General features: G+C 39.8%; 14 protein-coding genes and 2 pseudogenes. 3 read left to right on the plus strand and 13 right to left on the minus strand.

Going from position 1 to position 17,315, the window contains the following annotated elements; genetic code table 11:
• Positions 1 to 158: 158 nt before the first annotated feature.
• The 13 genes and pseudogenes from G6069_RS03730 to mqnE form a co-directional block, all read right to left on the minus strand.
• Positions 159 to 1,448, minus strand: coding sequence for a (Fe-S)-binding protein (locus G6069_RS03730; RefSeq protein WP_197293419.1), 1,290 nt, complete (start codon positions 1,446 to 1,448; stop codon positions 159 to 161).
• Positions 1,445 to 2,818: an oxygen-independent coproporphyrinogen III oxidase gene (gene hemN, locus G6069_RS03735; RefSeq protein WP_197293420.1), complete on the minus strand. Its 1,374-nt coding sequence runs from the start codon at positions 2,816 to 2,818 to the stop codon at positions 1,445 to 1,447. Before hemN ends, G6069_RS03730 begins: the two co-directional genes overlap by 4 nt.
• On the minus strand, positions 2,818 to 3,333 hold the full coding sequence (locus tag G6069_RS03740; protein ID WP_197293421.1) for a DUF2603 domain-containing protein: 516 nt from the start codon (positions 3,331 to 3,333) through the stop codon (positions 2,818 to 2,820). Before G6069_RS03740 ends, hemN begins: the two co-directional genes overlap by 1 nt.
• 38 nt (positions 3,334 to 3,371) lie before the next feature.
• Entirely contained in the window at positions 3,372 to 4,469 is a 1,098-nt protein-coding gene (gene aroC, locus G6069_RS03745; protein WP_197293422.1) for a chorismate synthase, read from the minus strand.
• On the minus strand, positions 4,466 to 5,185 hold the full coding sequence (rnc, locus tag G6069_RS03750; RefSeq protein WP_001880297.1) for a ribonuclease III: 720 nt from the start codon (positions 5,183 to 5,185) through the stop codon (positions 4,466 to 4,468). Before rnc ends, aroC begins: the two co-directional genes overlap by 4 nt.
• A pseudogene (gene rnhA, locus G6069_RS03755) lies at positions 5,142 to 5,628 on the minus strand (ribonuclease HI). Before rnhA ends, rnc begins: the two are co-directional and overlap by 44 nt.
• A gap of 1 nt (position 5,629) precedes the next feature.
• Complete coding sequence (locus G6069_RS03760) at positions 5,630 to 6,646, minus strand: tetratricopeptide repeat protein (protein WP_078304285.1); 1,017 nt, start codon at positions 6,644 to 6,646, stop codon at positions 5,630 to 5,632.
• A 10-nt stretch (positions 6,647 to 6,656) separates the two neighbouring features.
• A complete protein-coding gene (locus tag G6069_RS03765) occupies positions 6,657 to 7,901 on the minus strand; it encodes a SurA N-terminal domain-containing protein (protein WP_197293424.1) in 1,245 nt (414 codons plus the stop codon).
• Positions 7,901 to 9,325, minus strand: a complete 1,425-nt coding sequence (gatB, locus tag G6069_RS03770; protein WP_197293429.1) for an Asp-tRNA(Asn)/Glu-tRNA(Gln) amidotransferase subunit GatB — start codon at positions 9,323 to 9,325, stop codon at positions 7,901 to 7,903. Before gatB ends, G6069_RS03765 begins: the two co-directional genes overlap by 1 nt.
• The gene (locus G6069_RS03775) at positions 9,325 to 10,623 is read right to left on the minus strand and encodes a M16 family metallopeptidase (protein WP_197293425.1); all 1,299 of its coding nucleotides are present in this window, start codon (positions 10,621 to 10,623) and stop codon (positions 9,325 to 9,327) included. The genes gatB and G6069_RS03775 overlap by 1 nt, the downstream gene beginning before the upstream one ends.
• A gap of 5 nt (positions 10,624 to 10,628) precedes the next feature.
• Positions 10,629 to 11,690: a dehypoxanthine futalosine cyclase gene (locus G6069_RS03780; protein ID WP_197293426.1), complete on the minus strand. Its 1,062-nt coding sequence runs from the start codon at positions 11,688 to 11,690 to the stop codon at positions 10,629 to 10,631.
• Between the two features lies 1 nt (position 11,691).
• Positions 11,692 to 14,502, minus strand: coding sequence for an outer membrane protein assembly factor BamA (gene bamA / locus G6069_RS03785; RefSeq protein WP_197293427.1), 2,811 nt, complete (start codon positions 14,500 to 14,502; stop codon positions 11,692 to 11,694).
• 37 nt (positions 14,503 to 14,539) lie between these two features.
• Complete coding sequence (mqnE, locus tag G6069_RS03790) at positions 14,540 to 15,622, minus strand: aminofutalosine synthase MqnE (RefSeq protein ID WP_001890848.1); 1,083 nt, start codon at positions 15,620 to 15,622, stop codon at positions 14,540 to 14,542.
• A 297-nt stretch (positions 15,623 to 15,919) separates the two neighbouring features.
• Between mqnE and G6069_RS03795 the strand changes: the two genes are divergently transcribed.
• From G6069_RS03795 to G6069_RS03805, 3 genes and pseudogenes are all read left to right on the plus strand, one after another.
• Entirely contained in the window at positions 15,920 to 16,423 is a 504-nt protein-coding gene (locus tag G6069_RS03795) for a ferritin (RefSeq protein ID WP_000949190.1), read from the plus strand.
• A 14-nt stretch (positions 16,424 to 16,437) separates the two neighbouring features.
• Positions 16,438 to 17,061 carry a phosphoserine phosphatase SerB gene (gene serB, locus G6069_RS03800; RefSeq protein WP_197293428.1) on the plus strand — a complete coding sequence of 208 codons (624 nt, stop codon included), beginning with the start codon at positions 16,438 to 16,440 and terminating at the stop codon, positions 17,059 to 17,061.
• A 38-nt stretch (positions 17,062 to 17,099) separates the two neighbouring features.
• Positions 17,100 to 17,315, plus strand: a pseudogene (locus tag G6069_RS03805) (glycosyltransferase family 10 domain-containing protein); the annotation flags it as partial.

Genomic DNA, 17,315 nt, shown 5'->3' on the forward strand with positions numbered 1-17,315 from the left:
AGGGATAGGGGGTATTTTGAAATAATTCCCCCCCTACAACCCCCTTTAACAACCCCCTAACCCAAGAAGACCGCTTTTTTTTAATAAGCTATCGCTTGCTTTTCGCAAGCTCTTTGATATTTTAATTGTTAAAAATGCCTTTAAGCGCTTTTTAATCTCTATTCAGCGCTTTTTAAAGCTTTAGCGATGAGTTCTAAAGGGTGTGAAAAAGAGGGGGTGTTAGGGTCATCTAAAGACTTTAAAGCGTTGTTTAATTGCATGTGGCATGCCCCACATTCTGCGCTCAAAATTCTAGCTTGAGTGTCCATGATTTCTTTAGCCCTAAGAAGCCCCACTTTTAAAGAAAACTCCGCCTTTTCGGTTTGCATCGTAATCCCCCCAAAACCGCAGCAATTGTCCGGCATTTCTTTAATTTCATAATGCGCATTGAGCAAGTTTCGCACTTCTTTGTGAGCGTTTAGGGTTTTTTTGGCATGGCAAGGGTTATGATAGGTGATAGTCTCTTTTTTTCCCTTAGGGATTTTTTCTAAAAGATTTTTTAAAGGGGTGTGTTTCTCTAAAAACACGCTCGCCAGATAGATTTTAGGCGTGATTTTTTCCAAGCGCTTCACATACAAATCCTTATCTTTTTCGCCCAAAAACACCTTGTAATAATCGTTGATGAGCATGCTAGCGCATGTGGCTTCAGGCACAATGATCGCATCCACTCCATCTAAATAGCTTTCAAACCATTCTATGTTTTTTTTCACTAAAAAAAGCGTGGTGTCTTTATCGCCGGTAAAATACGCAGGGGCTGAGCAGCATTCTTGCTTAGGGATGATCGCTTGAATGTTGAGTTTTTCTAAAATATACAACAAGCTTTCCCCCACTTGCTGGTAATGGTAATTGCTCAAGCACCCTATAAAGATCGCCACTTTTTGAATGGGGTTTTCTAAAGGCTTAACCTCTGTGTGCTTTTGTAAAAAGCTTTTTTGATTTAAGGGAGGCAGAGCGCTTTTTTTAAAGCGTTTGAACAAGCCTTTAAACACCGCCCTAGGCTCTAAACTATCCCCTACTTGCTTGAAGATACAAGGGGCTAAAAAATGCGCAGTTGAAAACACTCTATCCATTTTTTTGCGGTTTTTTAAAAGGGAAAAATAGGATTTTTTATACCAAGCGATGCCATGCTTTTGAGCGATTTTTTCTCTGGCTTTTTCTATTAAAGTGTCTATGGGCAAATGAAAAGGGCAAATTTCCACACAAGCGGTGCATAAAAAACAAGTTTCTAAAAGGTGTTTTAAATTTGCGTCTAATGGGAGCTTGTTTTGAGCGTTTAGGCGCATCAAATCTAAAAAGCCTCTAGGCGAAGTCGCCTCGTCTTTATGAATGCGATATATCGTGCAACCTGGCACGCATTTAGCGCATTTAACGCAAGCGTCCCCTACTTCTTCAAAAATATTTCCATTCATAGCGTTTTACTGAAATGTTTTTCGCCCCCACGCAAATACGCGTCAAACTCCATAGCCATGTTTCTTACGAGCATGCCCCCCGTTCTTGTCACCTCAAAGCCTTTAGAATTGAAAGAAAGCAAGCCCGCTTCTTCATAAGGCTTTAATTTTTCTAATTCTTTTTTAAAATGCGCTTTAAAATCAACAGAAAATTTTTCTTCAATCTTAGAATAATCCAATTTTAAATTACTCATCATTTGCATGATCACTTCTTTTCTTAAAACATCTTCTTGACTGAGCGCTACACCCCTTTCTACCGGTAAATGCCCCAAATCAAGGGCTTTTTCATAGTGGTGCAAGTCTTTATAATTTTGCGTGTAATAATCGCCCCCTTCGCCAATGCTCGTAACGCCAATGCCAATGGTTTGAGTGAATTTCTTCGTGGTATAGCCTTGAAAATTACGGCGTAATTCCGCTTTTTGAAGGGCTAAATACAATTCGTTATCGCTTTTAGCGAAATGATCCATGCCTATCATTTGGTAGTTGGCTTTTTCTAAAAAACTAATGAGGGATTCTAAAATCTCTAGTTTGTCTCTAGGGCTTGGCAATAGGGTTTCATCAATTTTACGCATCGTTTTTTTCACCCAAGGCACATGCGCGTAATTAAACACCGCTAATCGGTCCGGATCCAATTTCAAAACCCATTCCAAAGTTTTTAAAAAACTTTCTTTAGTCTGGTTGGGTAAGCCATAAATCAAATCAAAATTAATGGATTTGATGCCGTAATCTCTGGCGAGCTTCACCGATTCTTGAACCATTTCAAAAGGCTGAATCCGGTGAATGGCTTTTTGGACTTCAAAATCAAAATCTTGCACCCCAAAACTCAAGCGGTTAAACCCCCTATCAAACAAGGTTTGCATGTGTTCTTTAGTGAAATGCCTAGGGTCAATCTCGCAACTCATTTCAATATCTTTGCTGAAATTGGGGAAAACTTCTTGAATGCTTTGCGTGATCTCATCTAATTGAATGGGCGAAAAAAAGGTCGGCGTGCCGCCACCATAGTGGAATTGCGCCACTTCTCTGTTAGTGTCCATCGCGTTTTTTAAAAGGGCGAGTTCTTTTTTAAGGTAGCTGATATAGCGGACTTTTTTCTCTTCTAAACTGGTGTAAATGACTGAACAAGCGCAAAAATAACACGCGCTCCTGCAAAAGGGCAAATGCGTATAAAGCGATAAGGGCATGGGGTTTTTGAGATTGTCATGGTTAAAAAACGCCGTTTTCAAGCTCTCTTCATTAAAATTTTCTTTAAACTCCACCGCTGTGGGGTAGCTGGTGTATCGCGGGCCGGGCTTGGAATATTGTGAAAATTTTTCAAAATCAATGGTTTGCATTAAAAATTTTCCTCATCGTTATTGTCAAAATTTTCAAAATTATTCTCATTGAAAGGGGGTTGTTTGAACATGTTGTCAAAATTAAAAAATAAATTAGGGTGTTCTTTTTTGATTTGTTTGACAAAGTTTAGGGTGTTGATATTGGGCAAATTCCCGTCTTTTTGGCGTAAATTTTCCAATAATTGTAAGGAAACTTCGCGCACGTCTTCAAAATCAATCGGCGCTTGGGTGATAATATCCCTTTCTAATTCCGCCCTGAGCCTGGCTTCAAAAGCCTTTCTGGCGTTTTCTGCCAAAAGAGAGATCACATTATCCGGCACTAAAACGTAATTTTTATCTTCTTCATCAGAAATAAAATAGGCTTCATTTTTTTTAAACGCCCCTTTTTCTAACTCTAAAAGCATTTCATTAGCGCTGATTTTTTTAAGGAAGGCTCTGTTTTTTTGGGTGGTTAGGCTATGGATAAGTTTTTGTGATTTGGTTTTAGAAACTCGTTTTTTAGGTAATTTTTCCACTTTTATATCCTTTTTAAGCTGATTGTATCCAATTTCGTTTAATTCTCATTATAAATCGTTTTTAAATACTCTATTTTTGAAGTCAAATTGAGTAATACCATATCGGCTAACACCAATGAAAGCAAACTTTCGCACACCACGCTCCCTCTAATCGCAATGCAAGGATCATGCCTGCCTTTCAACAAGCATTCGCATTCGTTATTGTTAATGTCTATGGTTTGTTGAGGTTGGAAAATGCTTGGCGTGGGTTTGAAATGCACCCTTACGATAATTTCTTCCCCATTGCTCATGCCCCCTAAAACCCCTCCGCTATGATTGCTCAAAAACCCTTTTTGACTCATTAAATCGTTATACTCTGAGCCTTTTAGTGAAGAGCTTTCTACCCCCTTGCCTATTTCAACCGCTTTCACCCCGTTAAGCCCCATCATCGCTTCAGCGATTTTAGCGTCTAATTTAGCGTATAGCCCTTGACCCAAGCCAATGGGGAGTTTTTGATTGGTTTTTGTGCTCCTTGCTCTAATCAAAGCCACGCCCCCGATGCTATCGTGGTTTTTGATAGCGTTTTGAATGGCTGTTTTTTGCGCTTCTTCTTGTTCTTTGTCTAAGGCAAAAATCTCGCTTTTTAAAGCGTGATTAAAATCGTAATTTTTGGCTTCAATACCCCCAATTTTAATAATCCCGCTTTCACAAACAATACCGATTTCTCTTAAAAGCATTTTAGCAAACGCCCCAGCAGCCACTCTTATAGCGCTCTCTCTGGCTGAACTCCTCCCCCCACCCCTAAAATCCCTGATGCCGTATTTATGAAAATAAGTGAAATCCGCATGGCTAGGCCTAAAAAGGTTTTTAATGTTATCGTAATCCTTGCTCCTAGCCCTTTGGTTGTGGATTAAAAACCCTATGGGCGTCCCTGTGCTAAAATCTTCAAAAACACCGCTTGTTATTTCCACCTTATCGTCTTCTTTTCGTGGCGTAATGAAAACGTTCCTCCCCCCTTGGCGGCGCTTCATTTCATTTTCTAATAGCGCATAGTCTATTTTAATCCCGCTAGGCATGCCGTCTAATACCCCCCCTATCATATCCCCATGCGATTCCCCAAAGGTCGTGAGCCTTAAAAAACGCCCCAAAGTGTTCATTTGGCTTCCTTCAGTTTTTGGAGCGCTTGATAGGCGCATTGCTGTTCGGCTTCTTTTTTGCTTTTGCCTTTAGCGGTCGCATACATTTTATCTTGAATGTATAGAGCCATTTCAAATTCTTTATGATGGTCTGGCCCTTTTTCTTGGAGCAATTGGTAAGTGGGGATCACGCAAAATTGCGCTTGGGTCAATTCCTGCAAAGCGGTTTTATAATCCATAAACAAATGCTCCAAATCCAAACGCTTGTAAGCGCGATTGAGTAAATTCTGTATAATCTTACGCACTTTAGCTAATCCTGCTTCTAAATACACCCCAGCCATTAAAGCCTCAAAAGCGCTTGATAAAATAGAGGGTTTTTCTCTCCCTTTAGAAATTTCTTCAGAAGAAGAAACGCGCAAATAATCTTGCAAAGCAATCGCTTTCGCTAATTTAGTGAAACCATGCGCGCTCACAATAGAAGCCCTTAATTTAGAGAGTTTGCCCTCATCGTATTGATAAAATTTATGGTATAGCAGCTCCCCTATCACCAAACCCAACACCGCATCGCCCAAAAATTCCAAGCGCTCATTGTTTAAAGCGAGCTTGCATGATTTATGCGTTAAGGCTTGCTCCAATAAACGCTTGTCTTTAAAAGAATACCCCAAAGCTTTTTCTAGCGTTAGATAAGGGTTATTAGGCGTTACATAAGGGCTGTTTTGAGAGCGTTTGTTTTTCATCATTTTTCCCTTTAAGTGGTCGTTTTGACCCGTTTTTGCGCCTCTAATTTAGCGAGGTTATCGCATCGTTCATTCTCAGCATGCCCGTTATGCCCCTTGATCCAAACAGCCACAATCAAATGCCCTTTAGAGACTTTTAAAAATTCTTTCCATAAATCCACATTTTTAACTTTAGAAAAATTCTTTTTTTGCCAGTTAATCAGCCACACATTGATCGCTTGGCACACGTATTGCGAATCGCTATAAAGCGTGATATGGCATGGGTGTTTCAAAACTTTTAACGCTTCATTGAGCGCTCTTAATTCCATGCGGTTATTCGTGGTGAAATTTTCGCCCCCACTGATGATTTTTTCTTTATCTTTATAGCGTAAAATCGCCGCATACCCGCCTGGCCCAGGATTGCCTAAAGAAGAACCATCGCAAAAAATTTCAATTTCTTGCATCTTAATCCACTCCCATAGCATGCGTTTTTTTAGAGATTTTAAGCACCATATCCATAAACGCTAACTGGTAACACACAGGGCACCTATGGCTTTCAAAAGGAAAGATTTGTTTGCAATGCTTGCAGCGGTATTCAAAAGTCAGACGCGCTTTCATAGGGCTATTTAATAGAGCGCGTAAAACTTCTAATTCAAAAATTTGGCAAGGTTTGTTGTCCAAAAGCAACCCTTGAGATCGTGCAATATCTTGCAAAAGGGCGTGTTTTTCTAAAATAAAAGCAGGGATATTCATATCCCATAAAAGATCGATCACATTTTCTAGCCGTTCGGTTGCATCAATCTCTTGCCAAAAAAGATTTTCATCATAAGATTTTAAATAATTTAAAGCGATTTTTTTCAAATCCAACGACGCTTTTGAAACATGCAAGATTTTAGCCGCATCTTCCTTATTCTCTATATTCTCTATTAAATGCATGAGATAAAGGTAATTTTTAATCGTTTCAATTTCAGGCACTTCTAATTCTTCCAAACATTCCAAAGTCTCTAAAGCCTTTGAATAATCTTTTTCTAATTCATATGCATGCAAAAGTTTCAACAACGCTTCCACATTCCTTGGGGAAAAACGCAAAATTTCTTTCACGGTGTCTTTTGTTTTTTGCAAATACCCTACACTAAAATAATTTTCAGCTAATAAATCTAAAACAGCGATTTTTTCTTCATCTTTTAAGGAGCGATTCAAAAGCCCTTTTAAGATTTCAATACTCATTTGTACATCCGCTTTAGAATACGCTCTGGCTAAAAACATCAAACTGGAAATTTTAGCATGCTTTAAAAGCTCGTCTAAATTCTCACTGCCCGCATAAGCGTTTTGATTTTGGGCGAATTTTTGTAAAAATTTTTTGTTTTTCTTTTGGGTGAAATACGCCCTAGCCTGTTCTAATAAAATCACAAGAGCGATAATGAAAGTGAATAAAGCGATAGAAAATAAAGAATCTTTATAGAGGAAATTGAAGTGTTGCACAATCTAAAAATCACTCTCTAATCATCACAATCCTAGACTTAACGCGCAATTTTTCAAAATGCTCTTCTAAAATCTTATCTTTAGATTCTTCCACTAATTTTTGGGCGATGAATTGCTTGGCTTGACTGAAGCTCACTTCGTTTTTACCCTTCTTTTCCTTGATATAAAAGGTGATAAACTGCCCCCCACCCCCATTCATAACGGGCGTAAAAGAGCCTTGCTCATGCGAAATAAAGACTTGAGCGATTTGGGGGTTTAGGGTTTTCATCTCTATTTTTTCATTAGCCTTACTCACCCCTGGAATTTCTAAATTAGGGTCTGCCATAGCCCTTTCTAAATCTTCTTGATTGGTGGAAGTGTAGCGCACGGTTTCTATTTCTGTGGGGATACTGAATTGCTCCTTGTGTTTGTTGTAATACTCGCGCATTTTGGTTTCAGAGCTGGTATCTACATTGGTGAGTAAGATATTACGCAACAATTCTTGCATTTCTAAATGCTCCTTAAGCTGATCTCTATAGAGTTTATAATGCCCCTCAGCCATAAGCATCTGTTTGAAATGGTCTAAATCCATGCCTTGTTGTTGCGCCATCATCGCCATTTCTTGGTCTAGCTTGTCGTCATCTACATGGATTTTTAAGCGCTCAATTTCCTGGTTTTTAATGCGCTCCGCGATCAAACGATCCCTTGCTTGAGCTTTACTCACCTTAGATTTTTCTTGCTCTTCTTGGATTTGATACAGCGTGATAGGCGATCCATTAACAAGCAAAGAAATGCCCCCTACGACCTTATCTTCAAGGGTGTTTCCTGCAGCGTCATTAGGATTACCGAAAATAGAATTGAATTGAGAGCTAGGGCTTGATCCCTTTTTTTCAAGAGTTTGAGGGGTTGTCTCTTTTTCTTCAAGTTTTGGCGCGTTGCTTTGAACGCCTTGATTTTGAACTCCTTTAGCGTTCTCTTTGATTTTAGGAGGCGTGATCTTTGGAGCGGGATTTTTGGCATCCCCATGATGGACTTCTGCTCTGGGCTTTCTTTTGGCTTTTGTTTCTTTCTTTTCTTCAGTGTTTTTCTTTTCTTCTTTTTTATTTTTCAATTCTTTATTTTTCAAATCCTTATTCTTCAATTCTTGGCGGATTTTTTTATCCAAAGAAGACTCTTGCCTCCTCCCTTCTAAGGCTTCTACTTTAGATTCCGGCTCTGCATGAACGATCCCAATAAACAACAAAGCCTTCAAAACATAAGAAAAAATTTTCCTCATCAACCCAATTTCTCTTTCAAAATAGTATTCACCACGCTAGGATTAGCGCCTTTTAGATTTTTCATCGCTTGGCCTACAAAAAACCCAAAAAGCTTATCCTTACCGCTTTTGTATTCAAGCACCTTATCAGCGTTGCTTTTTAACACTTCTTCTATGACTTTAACAATCGCTTCCGTGTCATTGACTTGAGACAAGCCCATTTGTTCAATAAGGGTATCCACATCGCCCCCTTGCTCTTCTAAAAGCTTGTCTAATACATCTTTAGCGCTCTTACCTGAAATCTTGCCCTCATCAATGCGTTTGGCTAAAGCGCCTAACATGTGAGCGCTAACTCCGCAATTCTCTAAAGTGATTTCAGCCTTCAAGCGCCCTAATAATTCCACGCAAAGCCATGTCACGCTCGTTTTAGCCTTAACCCCAAGATTGAGCATGCTTTCAAAATACTCCGCCAATAAAGGATCGCTCACCAATAAATTCGCATCGTCTTCTTTAAGGTTAAAATCTTTCATGTAGCGGATTTTTTTCGCACTGGGCAATTCATTGATCTTTTGAGCTTCTTTTAAAAGTTTCTCATCAATAAAAACAGGATACAAATCCGGATCTTTAAAATAGCGGTAATCCGCTGATTCTTCTTTATTGCGCATAGAAAGGGTGATCCCTTTGGCGGTGTCAAAAAGACGCGTTTCTTGAACCACCTCTTCACTATAACGCCCGTTCTCCCACGCCACGCTTTGGCGCTCTATCTCGTATTCAATCGCTTTAGCGATGAATCTAAAACTATTTAAGTTTTTAATCTCCACCCTCGTGTAAAGCTTTTCATCGCCTTTGGGCCTGATGGACACATTCGCATCGCACCTGAAATTCCCCTCTTGCATGTTCGCATCAGAAATCCCTATAAAACGCACGATAGCATGGAGCTTTTTCAAATACGCTATGGCTTCTTCACTATTTTTCATGTCCGGCTTGCTGACAATTTCTAATAAAGGGGTGCAAGCGCGGTTCAAATCCACTAAAGAACAGCTGCCATCATGGATATTTTTACCGGCGTCTTCTTCCATGTGGGCTCTTTCAATACGCACGATTTTTGCGCCCTCTTTGGTGTCAATCTCTAATTTCCCATCGCTCACAATAGGGACTTCAAACTGCGAAATTTGATAAGCCTTAGGCAAATCAGGGTAAAAATAATTTTTCCTCGCAAAAATGGAATATTGGTTGATATGGGCTTCAATGGCTGTGCCTAATTGGATGGCTTTTTTAACCACTTCTTTATTCAACACCGGTAAAGCTCCCGGTAAGCCCAAACACACAGGGCATGTATTAGAATTGGGGGTTTCTCCAAAGCTTGTAGAGCAAGAGCAAAAGATTTTGGTTTTGGTGTTGAGTTGGACATGGACTTCTAGCCCGATTACAGCTTCAAATGGCATCATTTGTCCTTCTTCTTATTGCTCACAATAGCAAAAGTCAAGTCGTTGATTTCGGTGTGCGCTTTAATGAAATCATTGATCTCTTTCAAACTCATTTTTTGGATTTGATCCAAGAGCGTTTGGTTGAAATCCAAAGGCAAACCCAAATAAAAATAATTGTAAGTGGTGTTCAAGCGGCTTGAGATCGTCTCATTCCTTAAAGGCTCAGAGCCTAGTAAAAACTTTTTAGCGTCGTCTAATTCTTGTTGCGTCATGCCTTTTTCTATAAATTCTTTAACGATTTTTTTAACTAAGGCAACGCTTTTAGCTTGAGTGCTGAGCTTGGTTTGCAAATACCCGCTCGCAAAATGCGCCACTTTAGAAAAGTTGGAGCGGATATACACGCTATAAGCCAAGCCCTCTTGAACCCTGATTTTTTCCATTAAACGAGAGCCAAACCCCCCCCCAAGCACAAACATCATGACTTTAGATTTCGCTAAATCCTGTTTTAAATCCTTGATTTTAAAGGGCGCGCCAAAATACACGAAAGCCTGCTCAGTGTCTTTATAAAGGATTTTTTCACCCATTTTAGCGCTCGTTTCAAAATAAGGCTCTTCATAGGCTTTACCTTGTGGCAAGAAATTGAGGGCGTTATTTAAACGATTGAGCGTTTGATTGACTTTCAAATCGCCCCCAAGCACCACCACGAGTTTATTGAGTTCAAAAACCTTAGCAAATTGCTGTTTCAAATCGTCTAGCTTGATTTTTTGGAGACTCTCTTTAGTGCCTAAAGCCGCATTAGCTAAAGGGGTGTTAGCAAAAAGCTCTTGTTTTAAAGTCAGTTTAGCCAAATAATCAAAATCGCTTTCTTTTTGTAAAAGTTGGGCTAACATTCTGGTTTTGACTTTTTCTAAAGCGTTTTGCGTGAAATTAGGGGATTTTAAAAGCTCTTTTAAGTGCGTGATGGCTTCATCTTCGTATTCTTTTAAAAATTCTAAAGTGATTTGCAAATCTTCTGCGCTGGTATCCACATTCAAACTGATCGCTTTTTGCTCTAAAGCTTGCGCAAACCCCACTGCACCAAGCTCTTTAGTGCCTTCGTTTAAAACTTGCGCGAACAATTTCGCCAAACCCAACTGGTTTTTATCGCTCAAGCTCCCACCCCCTCTAAAAGCTAAATGGATAAACCCCATAGGCAATAAATGGTTTTCTTCATAAATCACAGGGACTTTAGCTTGATTGATTTCTTGGTGTGTCAAAGTGCTCGCTTGTAACCCCATAAAAACTCCTAATAATAAAGTGATTAAAATTTTTTTCATGCTCTTTATACCTTTGCTTTAGCCGGATAACGCTTTAAGATTTCATAAGCGGTGTTTCGCTTAGCCGCCACGCTCCCAATGTCTTCAATAAGCTCTATCATTTCCGCTTCATTCATGCAAAAACTCGTTCCGGCCGCTTTCACTACATTTTCTTCCATCATCACACTCCCTAAATCATTCGCTCCAAACAATAAGGCTAACTGCCCTATCATAGAGCCTTGAGTAATCCATGAGCTTTGGATGTTTTGAACGTTATCTAAAAAAATCCTACTGCATGCCAAATAGCGTAAATACCGATTGGAACTCGCTTTTTTAATGCTAGGGATTTCTTCTTTTAAAGGGGTGTTGTTGGGCTGAAAGCTCCATAAAATAAAAGCCCTAAAGCCGCCGGTTTCATCTTGCAGATCGCGCACCCTTTGTAAATGCTCTATTACATCTTCTTCATTATCCACGCTCCCAAACATCATGGTAGCCGTGCTTTTAATCCCGCAAAGGTGTGCCATTCTATGCACTTCAATCCACCGATCGCTGCTCAATTTTTTAGGAGCAATGACATCGCGCACCCTATCGCTTAATATTTCTGCTCCCGCTCCTGGAATGGAGCTTAACCCGGCGTTTTTCAACCTTTCTAAAACTTCTTTTAAAGACAATTTAGAGATTTTAGAAATGTAATCAATCTCAACCGCGCTAAAACCATGAATGGTAATGGTGGGGAATTTTTGAGCGATATGGCTGACTAAATTTTCATAATAGTCTATTTTGAGCTGCGGGTGCACCCCCCCTTGAAAAAGGATCTGCGTGCCGCCAATAGCGAGCAATTCTTCAATCTTTTGATCAATTTCTTCATAGCTCAACACATAGGCGTCTTTTTCTTTTAAAGTGCGTTTGAACGCGCAAAACTTACAATCCACAAAACAAATATTGGTGTAATTGATATTCCTATCCACAATAAAAGTCGTCAGGTTTTCAGGGTGCAAGCGTTGCTTTACTCTCAAAGCCCTTTGCCCTAATTCTTTCAAGGGCGCGTTTTTCATTAAATCCAAAATTTCTTCTCTGTTGATGCGCATTTTAAAACCTTGTTCCCATAGAAAATTCAAAGTGTTGCGTGTAATCGTCCATGTTGGGGTTGAAGCACAGCCCTTTACATTTCTTGCCATTGCCATCGCCCCATTGGTTGAAAAACGCTATAGGGAAAATCAACACCAAAGGCCCCATGGGCGAAATCCATTCAATCTGTAAGCCTGTAGAAGCCCTCCAAGTCGCTCTTTCAAACCCAGCCCCTATCACGCCATAATCTTTAAAATTCGCTGTCGTGAGGGGAGCGTTATAGAAGAAGCTCCCCCTAGTTGGGGTTTTAAAGGTTAGAAAACCAAAGTCAAAAAACCACGCTAAGCGCATTTTAGCCGCTTTTAACACCCCATAGCTCAACTCAGTGGAAGCGGTGAAAATCCCATCGCCTCCAAGCCACAAGCCAAACTCATCTTTAGGCGTAACTGAGCCGTTTCTAAAGCCTCTCACCGTGGTTACGCCCCCCATATAGAAAGTGGAGTTTAAGGGCAAGTAATCATCGGTGTTATACCTAAAGATATAGCCCCCTTGCGTTTTAAAGCGAGCGATCAAATCTATCAATAAATATTTTTGCAAATGGTGGTAAGCGGCGAATTTACCATAGACTTTAGTGTTACGGACATTCCCGCCTAACCCGTTCCACGAATTGAGCGTGCCAGAGCTTGGCAAACCAGACATCGTCGCATAAGAGCTAAAGATAACCCCATTTCTAGGGAAATAATAATCATCGGTGTTGTCATAGCTCACATCAAGAGTGAAAGAGCTGGTGATAGGCGTGTGGTAATCCCTATCCCAAATACCTTTTATTTCTGGTGAAGTGGTAATCGCTCCAGGATTAGAACAGCTTTCAGGGACCAATGGAGTTCTACCGCCTGATAAGCGGTTGATAATCACGGATGCGGGTGTGGAACATTGCCTTGGAGAGACCACTTCATTAACAGAGGAATAGTAGCGGTTGTATAAGGGGCTGCTGAAACCAAGGAGCTTGGTAACATTCAAGTTATACCCTAAGCTCACATGGGTTCTGTTACCCAGCATGCGCCCGACATTCACCCCAAAACCTCCGCCTTGTTGGATGTATTGGTAGCTTATCCTGTAATCCGCATAAAGATTGATCGTAGAGCTATACCAGCTGTCAAAAATCCTTGGATTAGTCAAGCTCAAATTCCCCGCAAACATACGCCCCGCTCCTCTTGGCATGCCCGGATAAGATCTGCCTCCCCCTGTAGCGATGTTAGCATACAAGCTCATGCTTTGCCCGGTGCCAAAAAGATTCCTTTCGCTCACGCTCCCATTAAGCATAAGCCCTCCATAAGAGCCATAGCCTAACCCAAATTGCAACTGCCCGGTGCGCCCCTCTTCTACGCTCACTAACAAATCCATAAGCGAGCTATTCACCCTTTTTTCTTCAATTTTGACTTTAGAGAAAAACCCTAAACGCCTTAAAGAATTTTCGGAATTTCTCAGTTTGGTCAAGTTGTATTTATCCTTAGGCCCTAGTAACAATTCCCTCCTAATGATTCGATCGCTCGTGCGTTGGTTCCCTGAAATGATGACATCATTGATATACACCATATCGCCCACTTCAATACGATAAATGACTTTCACAAGCCCGTTTTTTTCGTCCTTATCCAAGTCTGGCTTCACCACCGCAAACGCATAGCCCTTATCAGCGATTTCGGTTTTTAAAATTTGCGCATCCGCTCTTAAATGCTCAATATTAAAGACATCTTTCCTTTTAACTTTAAGGGCTTTTTCTAAGGTTTTTAAGGGGACTACCGGGTTGTCAATCTCTATTAAAATATCTGAAATCCTGTATTGAATCCCCTCTTTGACCTTATAATGGAGCTTAGCGTCATGGGTGGAAAAATCCGTTTTCAAAAAAGGCGAAGAAATATGAGCGTCTAAGTAACCCCTACGCATGTACACATCTTGGATACGCAAAGAATCGTATTCTAATTGATCTAAGCGCAATTTCCCATCATTCAAGCCCCACATCCAGCCCATGAAATCGCGCTGCTTGTTCGCGCTCAAAGATTCAATCACACGGCGTTTTAATTTATCGCTTCCTTCATAAATGGATTGTTTGATATAAATACTATCCCCCCTATTCACATCAAACACGATCAATAACGCGCCCTCACTGACCTTTTGGGTGCGCACCTCCACCACGCTCCCATAATAGCCCTGCCCCTCTAAAGCTGTTTTTAAAGCCGTTTTAGCATGCTCTAATTTTTGCTCATCAAAGGTGTCGCCCTTTTTGATCCCCATTTGGGATTTTAAGCCGTCTTTTTCCTTTTCAGTCCCATAACCCTTGATTTCTACGCCGGCAATCCTGGCTTTTTCATCAAAATGAAACTCTAATATGCCGCCTTCAAAAGTGGCATAAACGTCTTTAAAATACCCTTGATTGAACAAAGCCAAAACAGCGGTGTCTATTTTTTTAGAATCCACAATATCGCCCACACGAATCTTTACAATTTCATTAGCGAGCATGTCAGACATGTAAGAAAGCCCGACATAAGAAATGGACTTGACTTTCATTTCTTTAGGCGTTTGATTGGATTGGGGGGTTTCTTTTTGAGCTTCATTTCTTTGAACTTCATTTTTTGGAGCCTCATTTTTTGGAGCCTCATTTTTTGGAGATTCTTGAGAGGCTTCTTTTGGCGGAGCCAAATCGTTTGGTTTAGAGCCGTCATTTTCTAAAGCTCCAACGCTGGTATTCATATATGCGAAAACAAGAGAAGATAGAATAAATTTTTTAATACTGATTTCCTTAATAGATTTTAGCTTGAGTGTTGTTAGTAGCATTATTATAACTAATCATTCTTAAAAACGCTAAAAATTATTAAAATTTTTGTATAAAATTATACAGACTATCCCTTTCTACCGCAACAAAGCCAGAATCCTTGATTTTAAATATCAAATCTTCTTTTTCTAAACCATGCCGGCTTTTCGCGCCGGCCGCGCTTTGAATGCTCTCTATTTCTATCGTGCCGTCCAAATCGTTAGCACCAAATTCTTGAGCCACTAAAGCCAAATTCAAGCCCAAAGTCGCCCAATAGGCTTTAATGTGGGGGATATTGTTTAAAAGAATGCGAGATATAGCGATGGTTTTTAGGATTTCTATCGCGCTAGGGGATTTTCCCACTTTCAAATAATTGTTTTCTTTTTGATACAATAAGGGAATAAATGCGTTAAAGCCCCCTTCTTTATTTTCCACTTTATTTTTAGGGCTTTGAATTTTTTTGATTCTCAGCATGTGATCGATGCGATGGATTTTATCTTCAATATGCCCAAAAAGCATGGTAGCGTTACTCATTTTGCCTAATTTGTGCCAATAAGCATGGATTTCTAACCACCGAGAAGAACCCACCTTACCACTACAGATCTTACGCCTGATCTCTTCATCAAAAATCTCTGCCCCCCCACCAGGCATGGAATCCACCCCGGCTTTGAGCATGTCTTCTAGCACCAATTCAAAAGGTTTGTTGAATTTAGTGCTTAAAAAATGCACTTCCGCAGCAGTCATGGCCTTTAAATGCAAGTTAGGCATTTCTTGTTTAATGGTTTCAAACACCTTTAAATACCACTCATAAGAGTAATTAGGGTTATGAGCGCTCACGATATGGACTTCTTTAATCCCCTTGTTGTAGGAATTTTTAACCTTTTCTAGGATTTCTTCTAAGCTCATTTCATAAGGGTTAGGGTTTTTTCTGTGGGCTGAAAAAGCGCAAAATTTGCAAGCGTCTGCGCAAATATTGCTAGGGTTTAAATGCCTATTGACATTAAAATACACGATTTTTTGGTGCATGTTTTGGCGCATGTGATCCGCTGCTTCCCCTAGCGTGTATAAATCATAATCATAAAGCTTCACTAATTCTTCACTTTCAGTAACTTGATTGTCTAATACTTTTTCTAAAAAGTCCATGGTTAAATCGCCTTTCATTTTAAAGATAAACATTGTAGCATTTTTGGATTGAAGAATGCTTTTTATATACTATATAAAAATATCCCTTTTAATCCCCCCTATTGATACCAGCCCCCTTTTTTGACTTAATTCTCATTAAAAGCGCTTTTATGATAAAATCTAAGCTTTATTAGGGGATTAGCTGGCGTTCTTTCTCATTTTTATAAATTTTTAAAAATTTTCATACTCTTGTTTACTTTTTCATTATCATTTATGCTATAATTATGGGACAACTTAAACCAACACAAAGGAGATACTATGTTATCAAAAGACATCATTAAGTTGCTAAACGAACAAGTGAATAAGGAAATGAACTCTTCCAACTTGTATATGAGCATGAGTTCTTGGTGCTATACCCATAGCTTAGATGGCGCAGGGCTTTTCTTGTTTGACCATGCGGCTGAAGAATACGAGCATGCTAAAAAGCTCATCATCTTCTTGAATGAAAACAATGTGCCTGTGCAATTGACCAGCATCAGCGCCCCTGAGCATAAGTTTGAAGGTTTGACTCAAATTTTCCAAAAAGCCTATGAACATGAGCAACACATCAGCGAGTCCATTAATAATATCGTTGATCACGCCATAAAAAGCAAAGATCATGCGACTTTCAATTTCTTGCAATGGTATGTGGCTGAACAGCATGAAGAAGAAGTGCTTTTCAAGGATATTTTAGATAAAATTGAGTTGATTGGTAATGAAAACCATGGCTTGTATTTGGCTGATCAGTATGTCAAAGGGATCGCTAAAAGCAGGAAATCTTAATTTTAGGGTATTGGGTGCAAAAACTAGCCGTTTTTGATTTTGACTCCACGCTAGTCAATGCTGAGACGATTGAGTCTTTAGCGAGAGCGTGGGGGGTGTTTGATGAAGTGAAAGAGATCACTTCGCAAGCTATGAATGGCGAGACAGATTTCCATAAAAGTCTTATTTTAAGGGTTTCTAAACTCAAAAACATGCCCTTAAAACTAGCCAAAGAAGTTTGTGAAAGTCTGCCTTTATTTAAAGGAGCACTTGATCTTATTAGCACCTTAAAAGAGAAAAATTACAAAGTGGTTTGCTTTAGTGGGGGCTTTGATCTAGCGACCAATCATTATAGGGATTTATTAAATTTAGATGCGGCTTTCAGTAACACGCTGATAGCGGAAAATAACGCCTTAAACGGCTTGGTTACCGGGCATATGATGTTTTCACACTCTAAGGGCGAAATGCTTCTCGCCCTACAACGCTTGTTGAATATCAGTAAAGATCGCACTTTAGTCGTGGGCGATGGGGCGAATGACTTGAGCATGTTCAAACATGCCCGTATTAAAATCGCTTTCAACGCTAAAGAAATTTTAAAACAGCACGCCACGCATTGCATCAATGAGCCTGATTTAGCCCTAATCAAGCCTTTGATTTAAAAAAAATTTTTTGTAAAATACTCCTTTAAAGGATAGCCATGTTCCAACCCCTATTAGACGCTTATACAGACAGCACCCGTTTAGATGAAACCGATTATAAGCCCCCATTAAATATAGCCCTAGCGAATTGGTGGCCTTTGGATAAAAGAGAAAGCAAAGGGTTTAGGCGTTTTATCTTGTATTTCATCTTAAGCCAACGCTACAAAATCACTCTCCACCAAAACCCTAACAAACCCTCCGATCTCGTCTTTGGC

The sequence above is a fragment of the Helicobacter pylori genome (genome assembly GCF_017594925.1).
Lineage (GTDB): Bacteria > Campylobacterota > Campylobacteria > Campylobacterales > Helicobacteraceae > Helicobacter > Helicobacter pylori_DP.